Raw genomic sequence first — 20918 nt, 5'->3', positions numbered from 1 at the left:
CGCGAGAGCGTCTGGGACTCAGCGCTTCACAAACTGCCGACCGGTGTAGTCGATCCTGTGCATCAACGCCGGAATTCCGTTAGTTGCGAGATACTCGTCCGTAGCCTGCCTGGCACCCTGCCAGTGCCCGTAGTCGTCGACAATCACCACACCTAGTGACGCGACACGGGGATAGAGGTGCTCAAGCTCGTGCAGAGTTGACTCGTACCAATCGGTGTCCAGGCGCAGGCAGGAGATCTGCGCGGGCGCATGGTCGGGAAGGGTCTCTTCCACTGGGCCCTGAACCAGCCGGACGAACTCCATCGGATAACCAGTCGAAGCGAGGTTCCGATGGACCTCCTCTATCCCGGCCTCGCACCAGCGATCGCCGACTTCCTTCTTGGAAAGCTGCTCGAACACCGGCCTTGCATCAGCACCATCAAGGTCGCGATCTGCTGGGGTTGGTGCCGTCATGCCGGAGAACGTGTCGAACAGGATGATCTCGCGGCTCTCTCCGAGCTGCAGCAGGGTCAGTGCAGCCGCCATCATCTGCCCACCCTGCCAGACGCCGCATTCGACAACGGCACCAGGCACCGAGTTTCTTACCACGTACTCTACCGCGCAGATCGTGGCCAATGTTCGTTCTGGCCCGGCCATGGTGAACGGCAACACCTTTTCCATGATTTCACGATGCCACTTCGGAACATCGCGAAATTCTCGATTCCTTCTGAAATCCCGATAGTCGCGCAAGATCTTCTTCATCTGCCCTCCGTCCAGCCACGCTTCTTCTGAGGCTTTCGACAGGAAGCCTCGACTCCATTGCCGCCGTGCCACACCCTGACATCCTCAGCACCTAGAGCTTTCAGGAATCGATTGATGCCTCGTGCGGTCCTGCGATGCTTGTACACATCGGTCATAGCGTCATGGGTGTCCAGCAACATCCATTCGTAGTACATCTGCCGGTCTTTCAGGCCGAAATGCGGGTAGTAGTTGACGACCGGGTTCAAGCGGCTGAGGAGGAACTGGATCGGGTAGTTTTCGCGGTACTTCCATATCAGGGGAAACCACCTGTCGACCACGCGCTTCACCGCGTCGAAGCGCTCTTCACGCGGCAACCCCAGAAAGTAACGGCGATACACGATCCCCGCCGTGCCGAGTGGCGGAGGCAGGTAGTTCCTGATCTTGAACCTGTAATGGTCGAACACGAGGCGTCCGCCAGGGCGGACCCGGGACCAGAGGGCGCGCAACGTTTCCTCCGGATCGGGCGTGTGTTGTACGACCCCCAGACACACGACCAGATCATACGTCTCACGCGGGAACGGCATTTGCCTGACGTCCGCCTGCACGAGGCTGAGCTTGGGATGCGCTCCGTTATTCCCGGCATTGGCCGAAACCGCGCCGGAGTAGTCGAACGAGTCCAGCGTCGCGCCTGATTGCAGCAACAGCTCTGTGAACCTGCCTGCGCCGGAACCGGCTTCGAGCACCAGCTGGCCGGACAGTTCGGCCAGCGCATGTCCCAGACAGCGTTCGAGCCGGTCTCGCGACAGGGTCAACCCGGTTGCGGAGTCCAACTGGGTACGCGGGAACCGCACCCATTGCTCGCCAAAGGCCAAGGCATAGTTCTCCTCGGGCACGAACCGGGGGATGCCGGCCACGATTGGATACCGCCGTCCCTGCATGGAAACCAGCGCTTCGCAATCACGCGAGAGGGGCTGACCAACGACGGGATCGACCAAGCGGGGAAACGTCGCGTCCATCAGTACTCATCCAACAGGTTGGTTGCCGCGCTTTCCATTCCTCGGCGAGATCGGAGTACATAGCCATGTGTCGAGCTTCCAAGGAAACGAGCCAGTCCTTGCCGCGCCGCCAGGTCGAGGCGTGTCGAGAGCAGCATCGTCCCGGTGTAAAACAGGTCGCACTTCTCGTCGTGTACGGGCGTCCAGCCGTTTCGCCGGAAAGTGCGCCTCCACCAGGCGGGGGAGAAGTACCAGACTTCCGTCAAAAGGTTCCCTCTTTCACCGTGGCGGCTCGGAATGATGACCGACATCGAAGCACGACGTTCCGCGTGCGCCCGACTGTCACCTCCTGCCTGAGTCCGACGTTGTCGCCCGCCCGTGATCAACTGCCAACTCCGCTTCAGGACCCACGGCGCGTGCGCCAGCGTGGTCCAGACGCGCCAGGTATGGGTTGGCAGTACGTGCACGGCAATGCCCTCTCTCCGAAGAACCCGACTCATATCGGCCAGCAGCGCGTCAAGGTCCTGCACGTGTTCGAGCACGTTGGAACTGACGACGACGTCGAAGGACGCGTCGGCAAAAGGCAGGTTCCTTCCGTCGTATATCGAGATCGGGTAACAGGCGCTGTCCGCATATGCACTCGTGTCGATATCGACGGCCGAGACGCGATGGCCTAGCGCCGCCAGTCCAGCGGCCTGGCGACCGCTTCCCGCTCCTACGTCGAGTACATCAAGGGGCTGCGCGGAGGGCTTGAAACGCCGGATGAGATTGCAAATGGACTCCAGCTCCCGATCCCTGATCGCGTGAATATGCTCAAGGTCCATTGGGCGCGTATCCATCGACACGGCGGCGCGAGATGCCCGCTAACAGGACGACGCCAACGCAGGCCATCATCCACTCGGCAGCCAGCAGCGCCCGGAACGCTCCCGCCAGCCCTTCCCCTGGTATCCAGACAAGCATCAGGGCGGTCATTACCATAAGCCCGGAGAGCTCCAAGCCCACCCGAAACCCCTTGCGGCCATAGCCCAGCATCATGTTGCCGGTCAGCATTCTCAGGCAATACGCCGGCACCCACCAGCCAAGCAATGCGACCAATGGCACGACGCCAGCGAAACCTTCGCCAAGCAAGACGGGCAGTATCGGAAGTATGCGGCTGGCCAGCCAACCGGCAGCCAAGCCGTACAAGAGAACCCCTCCCAGGAGCAGAGCGACTGTCCGAGGCGCGATGGGCCTGCCTCCGCCTGCCCTGAACAGCCTGGGCATGATGGTGGTCGTCAGCGCTTCGACGGGCAGCGCCACAATGGAAGCAAGCCGATACCCGGCCGTGTACTCCCCCGCCACCGCGCCGCCCCCCGCATACATGGCCGAGGTCTTGTCCAACGAAGTCAGTGCCAGCCCGCTTGCCCAAAGCGATGAGAAGCCGAGGCCCGACTTCAGTTCCCGATTCCCGATCTGCCGTGTGTGCCGCGGCAGTCCGAGCCGACGGTGCGCACTTGACCAGACCCAGAGAACGGCGCCCAGCGTCGCGACGACATGCATCATGGCGTAGGCCGACAGGCCGGATGTCGGCGTGGCCAACAGGTACGCCAGCGCCGCCGCAACCCTTGCCAAGGACAGGGCTACCGGAACGGCGGCCGCTTCGCCCATCCTGCCCAGGGATGCGTAAGCAAACGCTACCTGCGTGCAGAGCGGTGCCAGCACGACTTCGGCAAGTCCAATCGACAGCAGGACGACCATCTCTGTTTCAGCCTGCACTGCGAAGGACGACAGCAGATAGAGCGCGAACAGGGCCGGCGCGCTCCAGGCCAGTGCCAGGCGCACCAACGGCCAATGGGCCGGCAGTTCCCGGTGGTTGCGCGCGACGTCCTGATAGAGACGCAGACCCATGCCAAAGGCCGCGAAACCACCCAGCGCAAGACCCAGCCCGGCAAGCCCGGAGAAAACACCGTACCCCTGCGGGCCGAGGGCCCGCGCCAGCAGCAGCACCCACGCCAACTGGGAGACGAGTCGGGCAGCATTCCAGGCGAACACCGTGGCAGCGCTTCTGGCCAAAGGCTGCATCCATGAGGTGGGTCGCGAACCCCAGGTCACGGGTCGGCCGCTATGTGCTCGAGCAGGGCCCCGTAAGCGGCCGCCCTCTCGTCCCAGTCGAACCCGGCAATGTCTTCGACGCGGGGAGACTTTGCCGCATCCAGTGCTTCAAGCACTGCCTGCGAAATCGAGCCCGGGTCACCAGGCGCCGCTTCGTACATGCCCGCGCAGGATGTGAGCAGGGCCCGGGTCGCCGGCAGCCTGGACACCACGACTGGGCAGCCGCAACCAAGGGCTTCTATCAAAACCAGTCCGAGGCCATCCTGATCACCCGAATCGGCCTCCACAAATGGTGCGACGAACAGCGCTGCCCGTCGGTAAAGATCGGGGAGATGCTGCTGGGCGACCGGGCCGAGGAAATTCACCGCATCGTCGATGCCAAGTCTGACGGCATGCTCGCGCCGTACTTCCAGATCCGGTCCGAAGCCGGCAACAGTCAGGCGCACATCCGGCCGCTCCAGCCGGATCAAGGGAATCGCTTCCAAGAGATGCTGCAACCCCTTCTTCTCGACAAGCCTGCCTACAAACAGGATTTCGGAACGGGATCTCGGCAGGGCTGGATCCGGTCGGAAACGTCCCTTCAGGTCGACCCCCATCGGCTCCACCGCCACACGGTCCGGACCGCCGCCCAGCGCCGCCATCCCGGCCAGCATTCCCTCACTGACCACGGTCACGCCTGCGGCCTCCCGAACCACGAGGCGTTTGATAGCGGGGAATGGCCACGCGCGCAGGGCAAAGAGGTCCGCACCGTGTGAGGTCACCAGGAACGGGAGGGCACGACGACTCAGCTTCGAAAGCAGTACGGCGACGAATCCTTGCGGAACCAGCCAATGCGCATGTAACACGTCGATACGCTGACGCCGGATCAGGCGCCACGCGCGCCATGCCTGGGCCAGCACGAAGCCCGGTACCAGCAGGTATTTCCACTTGGCGCGCCGGAGGTTGGTGACGATGCCACCATCGTTGACCAGCGTTTCCCATGCTTCCGGCGCGTAGCGATAGCGTACGACATCGACGTCGTCCATCGTTTCCACCACCGGCGCGCCTGCTGCGTGCGGACACAGTACGGTGACGTGGAACCGGTCGGTCAGCCGGCACGCCAATTCGTGCACGAAACCCGGCTCGGGATCCCCAGCCCACCGGGGATAAGTGGATGCCAGGACCAGCAGCCTGGGTTTGCAGTCTTGCGGCACGGCTCAGCCTCCGACTTTCGCCACGGAGGGCCGTTGATGGCCATGCGCTGTGCAGGGCATGACCCGCGCGAGCGACATGCGGAGTTGGCGATTGGTGTCGCCACTGATGCTCCGCTTGGATGAGGATCGAGTGCCGACACAGCCTGCACATGGGCCGTCGACTGCGACGAGACTTGACTGGAACGTTGGGGATACTTCCCCAAAACGACAAGTCGTTGCATCGCCGTCACAGCCGCCTTCAGTCCGCCGCTGCTCCCCCAAGTCGATCCAATCCACCGCCTTTGCTCGCGTTGGCACTAAGGGTCCCGCTTGTACGTCAATGCGGTGATCTGCTCCGACACAAGACCGATCAGGAACACGATGACGGCCGCACTGAACAGCAATGCGCTCATGTTGGTGAATCGGCCTTGCGTGGCGTACGTATAGCCGTAGTACCCGACCCCCAGCAAGAAAAAAGCCATCGCGGCAGGCGCGAAGAGCTTGAGCGGCGAATATAACGTGGCGATGCGGAAGATGATCAACAGAAACCGGACTCCATCCTTGATGGGCCGGATGTGGCTGGTGTTGCCGACACGACGCGTCACATCGACAGGAACGTAGTCCACGGCATAGGCGCTCCGGAAGAACGCCATGGTACTGGTGGTCGGGTAACTGAACCCGTTCGGCAGCAGGTGGAGGAACTCTCGAAAGCGATCCGCGCGCACCACGCGGAATCCTGAGGTGAGATCGTCCACGCGATGTCCGGTCATCCAACTGGCGAGCCGGTTGTAGAACCTGTTCGCCAGGCCCCTCCCGGCATTGGCTTGCCCTCCAGCACCGCGCGCGCCGACAACCAGGTCATAGCCTTGGTCCAGACGCTTCAGCAACTTGGCAATCTCTGCAGGGTCGTGCTGGCCATCGGCATCCATGAACACCAGGATCTCGCCGGTGGCGGCCCGGGCACCGCGCTTGATCGCCGCGCCGTTGCCCATCGAATAGGGGCTCGACAGCACCCGGGCCCCGTGTGCCGCGGCGACCGCGGCGGTGCCGTCGCTGGAGCCGTCGTCCACGACGATCAGCTCGGCGTCGGGGTGGGCTTCGCGCACGCGAGGCAGGGTCTGGCGCAGGCCCTCGGCCTCGTTCTTGGCAGGCAGGATGACGGAAAGACGCATGGATTCCCCTCTGGCGGCAAAGAGTAGCCCGAAACGGCCGCCGACTGGAGGCGATTTCTCCGGAAAGTGGCGCAAGTCCCTTTGGCACATGATGTGCTTGGGGTAAAGTCGGCGCATTGAGGAGGCACGACATGAGCGCAGTCCCGACCCCGAACCTCGTCGGCATCACCGGCATCGCCCGCCGCCTGGTGATGGACGGCGCCCTTGACGAGGGCAACGCCCGCGAGGCGCTCGACAAGGCCACGGCCGAGCGCAAGCCGGTGGCCGCCTGGCTGCGCGAGCACAAGCTGGTGACCGCCGCGCAGATGGCGGCCGCGAACTCGATCGAGTTCGGCATGCCGATCTTCGACCCCGGCGCCATGGACGCGTCGGTCAGCGCGGTCAAGCTGGTCAGCGAGGAACTGCTGAACAAGCACCAGGTGCTGCCGCTGTTCAAGCGCGGGGCCAAGCTGTTCGTGGGCACGTCCGACCCGACCAACAGCCATGCGCTGGACGAGATCAAGTTCCACACCAACCTGGTGGTGGAACCGATCCTGCTGGATGAGGACGGAATCCGGCGCACGCTGGAGCTGTGGCTGCAGGCGTCGGACACTTTCGGCGACTCGCTCGACGATGCCGACGGGCTCGAGAACCTCGACGTCGAGGGCGGCGACGAGGAGACCCGGGACACCGGCGCCGACGGCAAGCAGGACGATGCGCCGGTCGTGAAGTTCGTCAACAAGGTGCTGATCGACGCGATCAAGCGCGGCGCCTCGGACATCCACTTCGAACCCTACGAAACCGATTACCGGGTGCGCCTGCGGGTCGACGGCATCCTCAAGCAGACCGCGAAGATGCCGGTCAAGCTCAATTCGCGCATCACCGCCCGCCTGAAGGTGATGGCGCAGCTGGACATCGCCGAGAAGCGCATCCCGCAGGACGGCCGCATCAAGCTCAACATCAGCAAGACCAAGCAGATCGACTTCCGCGTCAGCACCCTGCCCACCCTGTTCGGCGAGAAGGTGGTGCTGCGTATTCTCGACGCCAGCGCCGCGAAGCTGGGCATCGACAAGCTCGGTTACGAGCCCGACCAGCAGAAGCTGTTCGAGGAGGCCATCCACAAGCCCTACGGCATGGTGCTGGTCACCGGTCCCACCGGCTCGGGCAAGACGGTCTCGCTGTACACGGCGCTGGGCATCCTCAACGACGAGATCCGCAATATCTCCACGGTCGAGGATCCGGTGGAAATCCGCCTGCCGGGCGTGAACCAGGTGCAGCAGAACGAGCGTCGCGGCATGACCTTCGCCGCCGCGCTGCGCAGCTTCCTGCGACAGGACCCGGACATCATCATGGTCGGCGAGATCCGCGACCTGGAAACCGCCGAGATCGCGATCAAGGCCGCGCAGACCGGCCACATGGTGCTGTCCACCCTGCACACCAACGACGCGCCGCAGACCATCGCGCGACTGATGAACATGGGCATCGCGCCCTACAACATCACCAGCTCGGTCACCCTGGTGATCGCGCAGCGCCTGGCGCGGCGGCTGTGCGACAAGTGCAAGCGCAAGGTGGACCTGCCCGATCACGCATTGCTGGCCGAGGGCTACACCGAGGCCGAGATCAACGAGGGGTTCGTCGTCTACGAGGCCGTGGGCTGCGACGACTGCACCAATGGCTACAAGGGGCGCACCGGCCTCTACCAGGTGATGCCGATGACCGACGAGATCGCGGCGATCGTGCTGGAAGGCGGCAATGCGATCCAGATCGCGGCCGCGGCGCAACGCTCGGGCGTGCGCGACCTGCGCGGTTCGGCACTGCTGAAGGTGAAGAAGGGCATGACCAGCCTGGCGGAGATCAACCGGGTGACGAAGGATTGAATGGAGCGCCGCCCTTGCCTGCGTGCGGGCCGATCCGTTCGCCCGGGTAGAGGCAGGCGGCCGACTTCCCTTCTCCCGCTTGCGGGGCATTGCGCCCTTCACGGGTGGAAGGTGGCCCGAAGGGCCGGATGGGGGCGTGCCAACGGCGCGGACGCATCCCCGGCAGCCGGCCCTCACCCCGGCCCCTCTCCCGCAAGCGGGAAGGGAGTTCGTCTCCCTCTGCCGCAGGGCCCGAAACCCTGCTCACCGTCACAGAGTTGAATTTCACTTCCTTGCCTAAGCGGTTACCATGCAAGGGAATTCGTCCGGTCGGGGAGACCGGACAACATCAGGGGACAATCCGATGGCCGTGACACGTTCCGCCGCCAAGACCGCCGCCCGGGGCACGGCCAAAGCGCCGTTGCGCGAAGGCGTGACCCTGCCGATGTTCGTCTGGGAGGGCACGGACAAGCGCGGCAAGAAGATGAAGGGCGAGCAGCAGTCGAAGAACGCCAACATGCTGCGTGCCGAACTGCGCCGGCAGGGGATCAACCCCGGCGTGGTGAAGCCCAAGCCCAAGCCGCTGTTCGGCAGTGCCGGCAAGGCGGTCTCGCAGAAGGACATCGCGGTATTCAGCCGCCAGATCGCGACGATGATGAAATCCGGCGTGCCGATCGTGATGGCGCTGGAGATCATCGGCAACGGCCAGAAGAACCCGCGGATGAAGAAGCTGGTAGACGAACTGCGCCTGGACATCGAGGGCGGCTCGTCGATCTACGAGGCGATGAGCAAGCATCCGGTGCAGTTCGACGAGCTGTACCGCAACCTGGTGCGCGCGGGCGAGTCGTCCGGCGCTCTGGAGACGGTGCTGGCGACCATCGCCGATTACAAGGAGAACATCGAGAGCATCAAGGGCAAGATCAAGAAGGCGCTGTTCTATCCGATCACGGTCATCGCTGTTGCCATCCTGGTGTGTGGCATTCTCATGGTGTTCGTGGTCCCGGTCTTCGAAGAGCAGTTCGCGAGCTTCGGCGCCGACCTGCCGGCGTTCACGGCGCTGGTGTTCGGGATATCAGCCGTGATGGTGAAATGGTGGTGGGCGCTGCTGATCGTCGCGCTGGGCGCGTTCGCCGTGTTCATGTACTTCTACCGCCGCTCGCTCAAGCTGCAGCACTTCGTCGACCGGATGATGCTGAAGATCCCGATCATCGGCCAGGTGCTGCACAATTCGGCGATCGCCCGGTTCTCGCGCACGCTGGCGGTGACCTTCAAGGCCGGCGTACCGCTGGTGGAGGCGATGGACAGCGTGGCCGGCGCTACCGGCAACATGGTCTACACCGAGGCCGTGCACCAGATGCGCGATGATGTCTCGGTGGGCTTCCAGCTCAACCTGGCGATGAAGCAGGTCAACCTGTTCCCGCACATGGTGGTGCAGATGACCGCGATCGGCGAGGAGGCCGGCGCGCTCGACACGATGCTGTTCAAGGTAGCCGAGTTCTACGAGCAGGAAGTGGACAACGCGGTCGACGCGATCAGCAGCCTGATCGAGCCGTTCGTGATGGTGATCATCGGCGGCATGGTCGGCGCGATCGTGATCGCCATGTACCTGCCGATATTCAAGATCGCCATGACCGTGATGGGCTGACCCGCCCGGATGGCTTACCTCGACCAGAACCCCGAACTCGGCTACCCGATGGTCGCCGGGCTGGGCCTCCTCGTGGGCAGCTTCCTCAACGTGGTGATCCTGCGCCTGCCGCGGCGCATGGAATGGGAATGGAGCCGCGACGCGCGCGAGGTGCTCGGCGAGCCCGAGCTCTACGACCCGCCCCCGCCGGGGATCGTGGTCGAGCGCTCGCACTGCCCGCACTGCGGGCACCAGTTGTCGTGGTACGAGAACATCCCCGTCTTCAGCTGGCTGGCGCTGCGCGGCAAGTGCCGCAGCTGCAAGGCACCGATCTCGATCCAGTATCCGCTGGTGGAACTGCTCACGGCGGTGCTGTGCGTGCTGTGCGTGTGGCGTTTCGGGTTCGGCTGGCAGGGCTTCGGGGCGTGCCTGCTGACCTGCTTCCTGGTCGCGCTGTCGGGGATCGACCTGCGCACGCAGTTGCTGCCCGATTCGCTGACCCTGCCGCTGATGTGGCTGGGGCTGATCGCCGCGCTCGACAACCTGTACATGCCGGCCAAGCCCGCCCTGCTCGGCGCGATCGCCGGCTACGCCAGCCTATGGTCGGTGTGGTGGGTGTTCAAGCAGGTCACCGGCAAGGAAGGCATGGGCCACGGCGACTTCAAGCTGCTGGCCGCGCTGGGCGCCTGGGTGGGGCTGGCGGGGGTGTTGCCGATCATCCTGCTGTCGTCGGTGGTCGGCGCGCTGATCGGATCGATCTGGCTGGCGGTGAAGGGGCGCGACCGCGCCACCCCGATCCCGTTCGGGCCGTACCTGGCGATCGCCGGGTGGATCGTCTTCATGTGGGGCGAACAGTTGATCGGCGCGTATCGCGGGTACGCGGGGATCTGAGTTCCGGCCCTCACCACTGCCCCTCTCCCGCAAGCGGGAGAGGGGAGCTGCTCCATTGGGAGAGTGTCTGGTCCCTTCTCCCGCGTTGCGGGAGAAGGTGGCCCGCAGGGCCGGATGAGGGCGCGCCGAAGGCGCGGAAACGCCCCGCCGCCGCTGCCCTCACCCCTGCCCCTCTCCCGCAAGCGGGAGAGGGGTTCTCCGTATCCCTTCTCTCGCGTTGCGGGAGAAGGTGGCCCGAAGGGCCGGATGAGGGCGCGCCGAAGGCGCGGAAACGCCCCGCCGCCGCTGCCCTCACCCCTGCCCCTCTCCCGCAAGCGGGAGAGGGGTTCAACAGCTGTCCCTTCGCCTGCATGTTGTCCTTCGCCTGCTTGCCGTCCCTTCTCCCGCTTGGCGGGAGAAGGTGCCCGAAGGGCGGATGAGGGCGCGCCGAAGGCGCGGAAACGCCCCGCCGCCGCTGCCCTCACCCCTGCCCCTCTCCCGCAAGCGGGAGAGGGGTTCGACAGCTGTCCCTTCTCCTGCATGTCGTCCCTTCGCCTGCTTGCTGTCCCTTCTCCCGCTTGGCGGGAGAAGGTGCCCGAAGGGCGGATGAGGGAAGCTCTTCGTCCAGCCCCTGATTCCCCCACCGGGAGAGCGATGTCCTTCTGTTTCCGTCGGGACTGTCCTCCCGCTGGTTCCGTGCGCGGGAGGCTTGGCGCAAATACCGGCACAATCCCCCCATGGCCGACTACGTAGTGGGACTCACCGGGGGCGTGGCCTCCGGCAAGAGCGAGGTCACGCGGCGCTTCGAGGCGCTGGGCGTGACCGTCGCCGACGCCGACGTCGCGGCGCGCGATGCGGTGGCGGTGGGGAGTCCGGGGCTCGCGGAGGTCGTGGCGGCGTTCGGCGCGCAGGCGCTGGCCGCGGACGGGTCGCTGGACCGGGCCGCGATGCGGCGGCGCGTGTTCACCGACGACGCGGCACGCGCCCGGCTGGAGGCCATCGTGCACCCGCGCGTACGCGAACTGCTGCAGGCCACCTGCGCGGCCGCGCCGGGGCCGTATGCGATCGCCGCGATCCCGCTGCTGGCCGAAGCCCTGCCCGCGGCGGGCGGGCAGGCGGCCGGCCGCGGCGCCTATCCGTGGCTGCGGCGGGTGCTGGTGGTCGACGTGCCGGTGGACGTGCAGCGCGCGCGGCTGCTGGCCCGCGACGGCATCGACGCGGCGCTCGCCGAGCGGATGATCGCGGCGCAGGCCACGCGCCTGCAGCGCCTAGCGATCGCGGACGACGTCCTCGTCAACGACGGCCCGCTGCAGGCGCTGGACGCGCAGGTCGCCGCCCTGGATGCGCGCTACCGGGCGATGGCGGCGGCCGACTGATCCGGACGCCGCTGCCCGGCGGCCGGGGGCTTCACGCCTCCCACAGCCCCCGGATCGCGGCGATGCCCTGCGCGCCGTGGCTGCGCGCGGCGGCGATGTCGTCCACGCCCAGCCCGCCGATGGCATAGATCGGCAGCGACGCCTGTTCGCGCAGTGCCTCGAACCCCGCCCAGCCGATACCGCCATGGCCGGGATGCGTGGGCGTCGGGTGGACCGGGCCGACCAGGGCGAAGTCGCATCCCAGCGCCTGCGCCAGCTTCAGTTCTTCGGCATCGTGGCAGGAGGCCGAGAGCGGCTGGTCGTCCGCCACCGGGCGTGCCCGGCATTCGCGCAGCCGCGCGGCGGGCAGGTGCAGGCCGAGGCCCGATTCGCAGGCGAGGCGGGCGTCGCCGTTCACCAGCAGCTGGGCGCCGGCGGCCGCGCAATGCAGGGCGGCGTTGGCCAGCAGTTGCTGCCGGCGGCTGCGGTCGATGCCCGGCATGCGGAACTGCACACGCCGCACGCCCCGGGCAAGCGCGGATTCCAGCGCGGCAAGCCACGTGGCGTCGCTGTCGCCGGGCCCGGGCGGCGGCGTGACCAGGCAATGGTCGGGCTGCAGCAAAGCCGCGACGACCGGGCGGTCCGGATCGGGCATGTCGTAGCGCGGCAGCGCGCCTGGCTGGACCCAGGCCAGCGCCTGGCCCTCGTAGCCCTTCGGCGTGCCGCGCCAGGCGCGGATGCCGCGCACGTCCAGCCGCAGGCGCCGGGTCGGCGTGAGGTGCGGCACGACCATCAGCGGATCGCCGAGCTCGACCTCGATGCCCAGTTCCTCGTCGAGTTCGCGCGCGAGCGCCGCTTCCGGGGTTTCGCCCGGCTCGACCTTGCCGCCCGGGAATTCCCACAGGCCGGCGAGCTCACGGCCGGCGGTGCGGCGCGCCAGCAGCACGCGGCCACGGGCGTCGACGATGACGCCGGCGACGACGTGAGTGGCGCCGGGAGGATCCACGGGCTGCGGAAGGGCGCTGGGAGGATGGCCTGGGGGATCAGGCGTCATGGCGGCGGTGGATGCCCCCACCCCGGCCCTCCCCCGCGGAGCGGGAGAGGGGGAAAAGGCCCTCCCCCGCGTGGCGGGAGAAGGGGTAAAGCGCTGCCTTGCGCGGAAGGCGCGTTGCGAGAAAGCGCGCGGCGCGCGGGCTGCCGGTTCGCAGCAACCCGCGTCGAAGTCGCTGCCTCAGGCGAGCTGCCCATGGCAGTGCTTGTACTTCTTGCCGCTGCCGCAGGGACACGGATCGTTGCGGCCGATCTTGGCGCCGTCGCGCACGATCGGCGCCTGCGACCCCTGCTGGAAATCGGGCTGCGCGGCTTCCTCGTCGGCGCTGTAGCCGCCGGCATCGGCGTGCTGGAACTGCGCCTGGCGCAGCCTCGCCTCGACCTGCGCGCGCTCCTGCGCCTCGATCGCCGCGACCTCCTCCTCGCTGCGAACGCGCACGCGCGCCAGCAGGGTCACCACCTCGCGCTTGACCTTGTCGAGCATCTCGCTGAACAGCGCGAACGCTTCCTTCTTGTACTCCTGCTTGGGCTGCTTCTGCGCGTAGCCGCGCAGGTGGATGCCCTGGCGCAGGTAGTCCATCCGGCCGAGGTGCTGCTTCCAGTTGTCGTCGAGCACGTTGAGCATGATGTGCTTCTCGAGCGCGCGCATGGTCTCGTGACCGACCTGCGCCTCCTTCTCGGTGAACACCCGCTCCAGCGCCTCGCGCACATGGTTCTGGATGCCTTCGGCATCGAGCTCCCTGCTGTCCCGGGCCAGTTGCACCAGCGGCAGCTGCAGGCCGAATTCCTGGTCCAGCGTGGACTCCAGGCCGGGCAGGTCCCACTGGTCGTCGATCGATTCCGGCGGCACGAAGCGTTCGACCACCTCGGCCACCACGTCGCCGCGGATGCCGTCGATGTTCTCCTGCACGCTCTCGGCCTCGAGCAGCTCGTCGCGCTGGCCGTAGATGACCTTGCGCTGGTCGTTGTTGACGTCGTCGAAGTCGAGCAGGTTCTTGCGGATGTCGAAGTTGTGGGCCTCGACCTTGCGCTGCGCGTTGGCGATCTGCTTGGACACCAGCGGCGACTCGATGATGTCGTCTTCCTTCAGGCCCATCCGCGCCATCACCCGCTGCACCCAGTCGGCGGCGAAGATGCGCATCAGGTTGTCTTCGAGCGAGAGGTAGAAGCGGCTCGATCCCGGGTCGCCCTGGCGTCCCGAACGGCCGCGCAGCTGGTTGTCGATGCGGCGCGATTCGTGGCGTTCGGTGCCGACGATGTGCAGGCCGCCGGCGGCGACCACGGCATCGTGGCGCTTCTGCCATTCCTCGCGCACGCGCGCCTTCTCCGCCTCGCCCGCCTCTTCGCCCAGCGCGGCGAGTTCGGTGTCGAGCGAACCGCCGAGCACGATGTCGGTGCCGCGGCCGGCCATGTTGGTGGCGATGGTGACCGCCCCGGGCCGGCCGGCGTTGGCGACGATCTGCGCTTCGCGTTCGTGCTGCTTGGCGTTGAGCACCTCGTGCGGGATGTTGTCCTCGGTCAGGAACTTCGACAGCAGTTCCGAGACCTCGATCGAGGTGGTGCCGACCAGCACCGGCTGGCCGCGCCCGTGGCAGTCCTTGATCTCGGCCGCGACCGCGCGGTACTTGCCTGTCTTGTTGAGGAACACCGCGTCGGGATGGTCGATGCGGATCATCGGCCGGTGGGTGGGGATCACCACCACTTCCAGGCCGTAGATGCTGTTGAACTCGAAGGCCTCGGTATCGGCGGTGCCGGTCATGCCCGAGAGCTTGCCGTACATGCGGAACAGGTTCTGGAAGGTGATGCTGGCCAGCGTCTGGTTCTCGCGCTGCACCGGCACGCCTTCCTTGGCCTCCACCGCCTGGTGCAGGCCGTCGGACCAGCGCCGGCCGACCAGGGTGCGGCCGGTGAATTCGTCGACGATCACCACCTCGCCGTCGCGCACGATGTAGTCCACGTCGCGCTGGTAGATCGCGTGCGCGCGCATCGCGGCGTTGAGGTGGTGGACCACGTGGATGTTGTGCGGCGCGTAGAGGTCGTCGCCGGCCTCGAGGATGCCGGCGCGGTGCAGCAGTTCCTCGGCGTGTTCCTGGCCGGCCTCGGACAGGTGCACCTGCTTGCCCTTCTCGTCGACCCAGTAGTCGCCGACCCCGTCCTCGACGAGCTGCCGGGTCAGCGAAGGCACGATCCGGTTGACCTTGATGTACAGCTCGGGCGAATCGTCCGCCGGGCCGGAGATGATCAGCGGCGTGCGCGCCTCGTCGATCAGGATCGAGTCGACCTCGTCGACGATCGCGTAGTTCAGGCCGCGCTGGAAGCGGTCGCGCTTCGACATCGCCATGTTGTCGCGCAGGTAGTCGAAGCCGAACTCGTTGTTGGTGCCGTAGGTGATGTCGGCGCCGTACGCGCCGTGCTTGTCCGAGTGCGGCATGCCGGGATAGACCACGCCGACGCTCAGGCCCAGCCAGTTGTAGAGCTTGCCCATCTGCGCGGCGTCGCGGCGGGCGAGGTAGTCGTTGACGGTGACGACGTGGACGCCCTTGCCTTCCATCGCGTTGAGGTAGCACGGCAGGGTCGCGACCAGGGTCTTGCCCTCGCCGGTGCGCATCTCGGCGATCTTGCCCATGTGCAGCACCATGCCGCCGACCAGCTGCACGTCGTAGTGGCGCAGGCCGAGCACCCGGACGCTGGCCTCGCGGCACACGGCGAAGGCCTCGGGGAGGAGCTTGTCGAGCGCTTCGCCGTCGGCGACGCGCTGCCTGAACTCGGGGGTCTTGGCCTGCAGCTCGGCGTCGGACAATGCCTGCATCTCAGGCTCGAGGGCGTTGATCTTCTTGACGATGCCGCCGAGCTGCTTGACGAGGCGGTCGTTGCGGCTGCCGAAGACGCTGGTGAGCAAGCGATTGAGCATGGATGTACCGGGATCCTGTGACGGGGCCGGGCGGCGCCGGAAAGGCGCGCCGGCAATGAAAAAGGGCGCGAGAGGCGCCCTTTTCGATGGCAACGCGCATTGTACCGTGGTGGCGCCCGGGGGCGTTTGCAAGGGCGCCGCCCCCTTCTCCCGCCTGCGGGAGGAGGTGCCCGAAAGGCGGATGAGGGCCGCGCCGCAGGCGCGGAACCCACGCCGCCTGATGCCGAACGCGTCGCCGCGCGCGAAGCGGGTGAACCACCCGTTTCGAGCGTCCCGGCGCCGCCGCCCGCAGGGCCGCCTCCGCCGCGAACGCCTCTCCCGCTTCCACCGGGGCGCCTGCCTGGTGTCGTCCCGCCCGTCTGGCGTCATCCCCCCGGAGCGGCATCCGGTCCCGACATCCCCGGAACGGCGTCCCCCGGAATCATCCCGACCGCAGGGAGGACCTCCAGCCCGCCGGAATGTCATCTCGAGCGCAGGGACGACCTCGAGCCAGCCGGAATGTCATCCCGACCGCAGGGAGGACCTCGAGCCCGCCCGGAATGTCATCTCGACCGCAGGGAGAGATCTCGAGACTCGTCGCCGGAGATTTCTCCCTGCGGTCGAAATGACAACCTTGGGTCCGGCCGAACCGACAAGCCTGGACGCGGACGAAACAGCAACCCGGGGCCGGACGAAACGACGAACCCGGGTTTGGTCGAAACGACAGACCCGGGTTTCCGTCGACAGAAAGTCTCCAGGCCGGGTCGCCCCGCCCGGATGCCCTGGGGCCGACGCAGCCGCGCCGCCCCTACTGCCGCCCGATCTCGCCCAGGAACTTGCGCGGATTGTGCACGCGCCCGTTCTCCCACACCTCGAAATGCACGTGCGCGCCGGTGGAACGGCCGGTCGATCCGGCCTTGGCGATCTCCTGGCCGACGCGCACCAGGTCGCCGACCTTCACGACGTTGCGCGAGTTGTGCGCGTAGCGGGTGACGAAGCCGTTGCCGTGGTCCACCTCGACCACGTTGCCGTAGCCGCTGCGCACGCCGGAGAAGCTGACCACGCCATCGGCGACGGTCATGACCTTGTCGCCGGTGTTGGCATCGAAATCGATGCCCTTGTGGAACTGGCGGCCACCGCCGAACGGGTCGGCGCGACCGCCGTAGCCCGAGGTCACGAAGCTGCTGGCCACCGGCGAGCGCGACGGCACCGAGTTGCGCTCCAGCTCGCGGTCGAACAGCAGCGCCTCGAGCACCGAGAGCTGGCGGCCGGCGCTGGCGAACTGCGTGTCGACGCCATCGAGCCCGTCGACCAGCTGGCGCGCCGGCATGTCCTGGCTCGGTTCGGCGCCGCCGAGGCCGATCGGCTTGTCGAAATCGAATTCGCCGTCGCCGAGCTTGGCGATCCGGGTGAGACGGTCGCCGAGCGCATTGAGGCGGTTGGCCTGCGCCTGCAGCTCGCCCATGCGTGCGGCCAATGCGTTGACTTCGCGCTGGGCCTCGCGGCGGGTGGATTCGAGGGCCAGTTCCTGGCCGGCGACCTGCTGCTGCAGGCGGTCGACCGAGGTGGCGTTCAGGGCGCCTCCGAGGACGAGTCCGGTGCCGATGAGGACGATGGAGGCGGAGATCGGCTTCTGCGCCAGGCGCACGTGGAGGCGCTGGCCGAGCGAGTGCAGCGTCGACAACGCGTGCACGGAGATACTGTGTAGAGTCATAGGTATATGTCTGATTCCTTGCCACGGCGGTCCAGTTCGCCAAAGGTGCCGGCCGGTGCGGAACGGTCCGCGACCATGCAAACGGCGCTCGATGCACTGCTGTCCGGTACCGCCCGCGATCCGGTGCGTCACGCCCTGGGGCTCGATGCACTGGACCGCCAACTGCGTCCTCTCCTGCCGCCGGGACTGGCCGCGCATGTGCGGCTGGCCAACGTGACTGAAGGCAGGCTGGTGTTCCTCGTCGATTCCCCCGTCTGGCACGCCAGGTTGCGCCTGGCCGCCAGCGAACTGCTCGACGCCGCCCGTTCCCTCGGACTTGAAGTACAGGACGTCGCCATCCGGGCGACGACACGACCCCTGCCGCCTCCCACGCAACCCGCCGTACGGGTGCCGGCATCCGGATCGAATGCGGGCCGCTCGGTGGCCACGGAAGAGGCGTTCCGCTCGGCGCTGGCCGCCCTGGCCGAACCCGCACCGGGCGGGAAGGACGAAGGCTGAGCCGGAACCGGCATCCACGGAGGCGTTCCCCGGCGTCCTGCCGGCCCACGCGGACACGGCATGCTAACGGCCGGGCCTGCACAAAGCGTTAACCCGGCGCTCGGCAAAAGCTCATTTTGCGTTAAAGAAACGTTATTCCGCCGCATTCGCGGCGTGAAACGTGACCGGATTCCGGATCACCGGAGCGGCGTCAGGCGGGTAGCGGCGCGCCATAGGCCACCGGCGCGGTGGCGGTGTCGGGATAGGAGACCTCTTCCCAGGTCGAAAGGTCGGCGAGCAGCGCGCGCACCAGCGTGTTGTTCAGCGCGTGGCCGGACTTGTAGCCCTCGAACGCGCCGAGGATGGGGTGGCCGGCGAGATAGAGGTCGCCGACCGCGTCGAGGATCTTGTGCCGCACGAACTCGTCGGCGTAGCGCAGGCCGTCGTCGTTGAGCACGCGGAACTCGTCGAGCACGATCGCATTGTCCATTGAGCCGCCGAGGCCGAGGTTGCGTTCGCGCATGTATTCGAGGTCGCGCATGAAACCGAAGGTGCGCGCGCGGCTGACTTCGCGGATGTAGCTCTCGGTGGAAAACTCGATCTCGGCGCGCGAGCGCGACTGCGGGATCGCCGGGTGGTCGAACTGCACGGTGAAGCCGAGGCGGAAGCCGTCGTAGGGCTCGAAACGGGCGATCTTGTCGCCCTCGCGCACCTCGACCGGGCGCTTGATGCGGATGAAGCGCTTGGGCGCGTCCTGTTCGACGATGCCCGCCGATTGCAGCAGGAACACGAACGGGCCCGAGGAGCCGTCCATGATCGGCACCTCGGCCGCGGACAGCTCCACGTAGAGGTTGTCGATCCCGAGGCCGGCCAGGGCCGACATCAGGTGTTCGACCGTCTGCACCTTGGCGCCGTCGCGGGTCAGCCCGGTGCACAAAGTGGTCTCGCTGACCAGCTCGCCGGAGGCGGGGATCTCGACCACCGGGTCCAGGTCGACGCGCCGGAACACGATGCCCGCGTCGGGCGCGGCCGGGCGCAGGGTGAGGAACACCTTCTCGCCACTGTGCAGGCCGACGCCGGTGGCGCGGATCACGTTCTTGATGGTGCGTTGCTGCGGCATCTGGGGCGCCTGTGGGGGGCGGGGTCACCCCCGCAGGGGTGCACAACGGCGCAGATTATCACCCTGCGCGCTGAACTGAACGAAAGCGGGACGAGCCCCGACCGCTCCGAAAATCCGCCGGGGCCGGCACTGGCCCCGGCGGCTGGAATCGGACACGGACTTGTTCGTGGTGCAACCATTCCGCCGCGGAAAGCGCCGGGCGCCACCTTCGCATGCGGAACCGGACCGCCTGCTCTGCCTGCGGGTGCAGGAGGGCAGACGCCTGCCTTCTCCGGCCAGCGGTGGCGGGGACGAAGCAGCCGCCCCCACCCTGCTCCGCAAGCGCGGCACGACGCCCTGCCTCGCGAACCACGAGGCGGAGCCCCGCGACTTGCTCAGTCCGCCTGTCGGCGCAGGAACGCCGGAATGTCCAGGTAGCTGCTGTCGCTGCCGAAGTCCGCGACCGGCGGCGACGAGGACGCCGGTTCGCTCGCGGTGCGCCCGCGCAGCCCCGCGGCGATGCTGCTGCCGGGGCTGAAGGCGTCGCTCGCGTCCTCGACGAACATGCCGGTGGTGCCGTCGCGCTTGCCGGTGTTGATCAGCTGCACCTGCGGGCGCCGGGCCACGGCGTCGGTCTGGCCGAGGTCGGAATGGCGACCGCTGTGGCGCACCGCGGCGCGGTTGAGGCCGGTGGCCACCACGGTCACGCGCACGTCGTCGGCCATGTCCGGGTCGAGCACGGTGCCGATGACGATGGTCGCGTCCTCGCTGGCGAAGTTCTCCACGGTGCGGCCGACTTCGTCGAACTCGCTCATCGTGAAGTCCGGGCCGGCGGTGATGTTGACCAGGATGCCGTTGGCGCCGGCCAGGTTCACATCGTCGAGCAGCGGGTTCTGGATCGCCGCCTCGGCCGCGGCCTGGGCGCGGTCGTCGCCGCGGGCGTGGCCGGTGCCCATCATCGCCAGGCCCATCTCGCTCATCACGGTGCGCACGTCGGCGAAGTCGACGTTGATCAGGCCCGGGCGCACGATCAGGTCGGCGATGCCCTGCACCGCGCCGAGCAGCACGTCGTTGGCGGCGCGGAACGCCTGGATCATGGTCGCGTTGCGGCCGAGCACGGTGATCAGCTTCTCGTTGGGGATGGTGATCAGCGAGTCGCAATGTGCCGACAGGTCCTCGATGCCCTTGAGCGCGACCTGCATGCGGCGGCGGCCCTCGAACGGGAACGGCTTGGTGACCACGGCCACGGTGAGGATGCCCATCTCCTTGGCCAGCTGCGCGACGACGGGCGCCGCGCCGGTACCGGTGCCGCCGCCCATGCCGGCGGTGATGAACACCATGTCGGCGCCCTGCAGCGCGTCCATGATGATCTCGCGATCCTCCAGCGCGGCCTGGCGGCCGACTTCCGGGTTGGCGCCGGCGCCCAGCCCCTTGGTCACGTTGGTGCCGAGCTGCAGCTGCAGCTTCGCGCCGCAGTTCTTGATCGCCTGCGAGTCGGTGTTGGCGGTGATGAACTCCACGCCGTCCACGCTGCTGCCGACCATGTGCGCGACCGCGTTGCCACCGCCGCCGCCCACGCCGATCACCTTGATGACGGCGTTCGGAGCCATCTTTTCCACGAGTTCGAAATGTGCCATGTCCTTGTCCTCTCTAGTTGGAGCCGGGATTGGGGAGTGGGGATTGGGGATTCGGAAAAGCTCCGCTCCCTCCGCCACTCCGCTCATCACCGGCGTTCTTATGAAGTTCGCGCCGTACCGCTGTCGCCTTGCCGCCTTCGTCTCGCCTTCCGCCCGTTCTTTCCGCTCTTGCCGTTGCCGTTGCTGTGTTGTTGCCGTTGCTGCTGCGAATCCCCAA

At 67.1% G+C, this 20918-nt stretch carries 16 protein-coding genes; 5 read left to right on the top strand and 11 right to left on the bottom strand.

The features are described from left to right. Nucleotides 1-18: 18 nt before the first annotated feature. The 6 genes from FZO89_RS17405 to FZO89_RS17380 form a co-directional block, all read right to left on the bottom strand. Entirely contained in the window at nt 19-741 is a 723-nt protein-coding gene (locus tag FZO89_RS17405) for a TylF/MycF/NovP-related O-methyltransferase (RefSeq protein WP_149104731.1), read from the bottom strand. Further along, nucleotides 738-1736 carry a class I SAM-dependent methyltransferase gene (locus tag FZO89_RS17400; RefSeq protein ID WP_149104730.1) on the bottom strand — a complete coding sequence of 333 codons (999 nt, stop codon included), beginning with the start codon at nt 1734-1736 and terminating at the stop codon, nt 738-740. Before FZO89_RS17400 ends, FZO89_RS17405 begins: the two co-directional genes overlap by 4 nt. Further along, a complete protein-coding gene (locus FZO89_RS17395; protein WP_187471243.1) occupies nt 1736-2539 on the bottom strand; it encodes a class I SAM-dependent methyltransferase in 804 nt (267 codons plus the stop codon). The genes FZO89_RS17400 and FZO89_RS17395 overlap by 1 nt, the downstream gene beginning before the upstream one ends. Beyond that, nucleotides 2529-3746, bottom strand: a complete 1218-nt coding sequence (locus FZO89_RS17390) for a lipopolysaccharide biosynthesis protein (RefSeq protein WP_149104728.1) — start codon at nt 3744-3746, stop codon at nt 2529-2531. The genes FZO89_RS17395 and FZO89_RS17390 overlap by 11 nt, the downstream gene beginning before the upstream one ends. 56 nt (nt 3747-3802) lie before the next feature. Further along, nucleotides 3803-4918 (bottom strand): glycosyltransferase, encoded by a 1116-nt coding sequence (locus FZO89_RS17385; RefSeq protein WP_262378776.1) that lies wholly within the window; start codon nt 4916-4918, stop codon nt 3803-3805. A 377-nt stretch (nt 4919-5295) separates the two neighbouring features. Further along, complete coding sequence (locus FZO89_RS17380) at nt 5296-6150, bottom strand: glycosyltransferase family 2 protein (RefSeq protein WP_149104726.1); 855 nt, start codon at nt 6148-6150, stop codon at nt 5296-5298. Between the two features lie 131 nt (nt 6151-6281). On the opposite strand from FZO89_RS17380, the gene pilB reads away from it, so the two are divergent. From pilB to coaE, 4 genes are all read left to right on the top strand, one after another. Next, the gene (gene pilB / locus FZO89_RS17375) at nt 6282-8006 is read left to right on the top strand and encodes a type IV-A pilus assembly ATPase PilB (RefSeq protein ID WP_149104725.1); all 1725 of its coding nucleotides are present in this window, start codon (nt 6282-6284) and stop codon (nt 8004-8006) included. A gap of 343 nt (nt 8007-8349) precedes the next feature. Further along, on the top strand, nt 8350-9630 hold the full coding sequence (locus FZO89_RS17370) for a type II secretion system F family protein (RefSeq protein ID WP_149104724.1): 1281 nt from the start codon (nt 8350-8352) through the stop codon (nt 9628-9630). A 9-nt stretch (nt 9631-9639) separates the two neighbouring features. Beyond that, nucleotides 9640-10500: a prepilin peptidase gene (locus tag FZO89_RS17365; protein WP_149104723.1), complete on the top strand. Its 861-nt coding sequence runs from the start codon at nt 9640-9642 to the stop codon at nt 10498-10500. A 716-nt stretch (nt 10501-11216) separates the two neighbouring features. Beyond that, entirely contained in the window at nt 11217-11855 is a 639-nt protein-coding gene (gene coaE, locus FZO89_RS17360) for a dephospho-CoA kinase (protein WP_149104722.1), read from the top strand. A 31-nt stretch (nt 11856-11886) separates the two neighbouring features. Here coaE and FZO89_RS17355 read toward each other — a convergent pair whose 3' ends face one another. The 3 genes from FZO89_RS17355 to FZO89_RS17345 all read right to left on the bottom strand — a co-directional run bounded on the left by FZO89_RS17355 (nt 11887) and on the right by FZO89_RS17345 (nt 17458). Continuing rightward, nucleotides 11887-12840: a Nudix family hydrolase gene (locus FZO89_RS17355; protein WP_262378775.1), complete on the bottom strand. Its 954-nt coding sequence runs from the start codon at nt 12838-12840 to the stop codon at nt 11887-11889. 225 nt (nt 12841-13065) lie between these two features. Further along, nucleotides 13066-15795: a preprotein translocase subunit SecA gene (gene secA / locus FZO89_RS17350; protein WP_149104720.1), complete on the bottom strand. Its 2730-nt coding sequence runs from the start codon at nt 15793-15795 to the stop codon at nt 13066-13068. Nucleotides 15796-16582: 787 nt separating this feature from the next. After that, complete coding sequence (locus FZO89_RS17345) at nt 16583-17458, bottom strand: M23 family metallopeptidase (protein WP_316247558.1); 876 nt, start codon at nt 17456-17458, stop codon at nt 16583-16585. 36 nt (nt 17459-17494) lie between these two features. On the opposite strand from FZO89_RS17345, the gene FZO89_RS17340 reads away from it, so the two are divergent. Then, the gene (locus tag FZO89_RS17340; RefSeq protein WP_187471242.1) at nt 17495-17986 is read left to right on the top strand and encodes a DciA family protein; all 492 of its coding nucleotides are present in this window, start codon (nt 17495-17497) and stop codon (nt 17984-17986) included. A 190-nt stretch (nt 17987-18176) separates the two neighbouring features. Here FZO89_RS17340 and lpxC read toward each other — a convergent pair whose 3' ends face one another. Beyond that, nucleotides 18177-19085: a UDP-3-O-acyl-N-acetylglucosamine deacetylase gene (gene lpxC / locus FZO89_RS17335; RefSeq protein ID WP_149104717.1), complete on the bottom strand. Its 909-nt coding sequence runs from the start codon at nt 19083-19085 to the stop codon at nt 18177-18179. Nucleotides 19086-19459: 374 nt separating this feature from the next. After that, on the bottom strand, nt 19460-20701 hold the full coding sequence (gene ftsZ / locus FZO89_RS17330) for a cell division protein FtsZ (protein WP_149104716.1): 1242 nt from the start codon (nt 20699-20701) through the stop codon (nt 19460-19462). Nucleotides 20702-20918: the final 217 nt, after the last annotated feature.

The sequence above is a fragment of the Luteimonas viscosa genome, from assembly GCF_008244685.1.
GTDB classification, from domain to species: domain Bacteria; phylum Pseudomonadota; class Gammaproteobacteria; order Xanthomonadales; family Xanthomonadaceae; genus Luteimonas; species Luteimonas viscosa.
Note: the sequence above shows the minus strand (reverse complement) of the source record. Positions and strands in the feature narration are given on the sequence as shown.

Coding starts and splice junctions, on each gene's coding strand:
- FZO89_RS17340 (WP_187471242.1), top strand. CDS start 17,495: ATGTCTGATTCCTTGCCACGGCGGTCCAGTTCGCCAAAGGTGCCGGCC.
- FZO89_RS17395 (WP_187471243.1), bottom strand. CDS start 2,539: ATGGACCTTGAGCATATTCACGCGATCAGGGATCGGGAGCTGGAGTCC.
- ftsZ (WP_149104716.1), bottom strand. CDS start 20,701: ATGGCACATTTCGAACTCGTGGAAAAGATGGCTCCGAACGCCGTCATC.
- FZO89_RS17405 (WP_149104731.1), bottom strand. CDS start 741: ATGAAGAAGATCTTGCGCGACTATCGGGATTTCAGAAGGAATCGAGAA.
- FZO89_RS17365 (WP_149104723.1), top strand. CDS start 9,640: ATGGCTTACCTCGACCAGAACCCCGAACTCGGCTACCCGATGGTCGCC.
- lpxC (WP_149104717.1), bottom strand. CDS start 19,085: ATGCCGCAGCAACGCACCATCAAGAACGTGATCCGCGCCACCGGCGTC.
- FZO89_RS17370 (WP_149104724.1), top strand. CDS start 8,350: ATGGCCGTGACACGTTCCGCCGCCAAGACCGCCGCCCGGGGCACGGCC.
- pilB (WP_149104725.1), top strand. CDS start 6,282: ATGAGCGCAGTCCCGACCCCGAACCTCGTCGGCATCACCGGCATCGCC.
- coaE (WP_149104722.1), top strand. CDS start 11,217: ATGGCCGACTACGTAGTGGGACTCACCGGGGGCGTGGCCTCCGGCAAG.
- secA (WP_149104720.1), bottom strand. CDS start 15,795: ATGCTCAATCGCTTGCTCACCAGCGTCTTCGGCAGCCGCAACGACCGC.
- FZO89_RS17400 (WP_149104730.1), bottom strand. CDS start 1,736: ATGGACGCGACGTTTCCCCGCTTGGTCGATCCCGTCGTTGGTCAGCCC.
- FZO89_RS17380 (WP_149104726.1), bottom strand. CDS start 6,150: ATGCGTCTTTCCGTCATCCTGCCTGCCAAGAACGAGGCCGAGGGCCTG.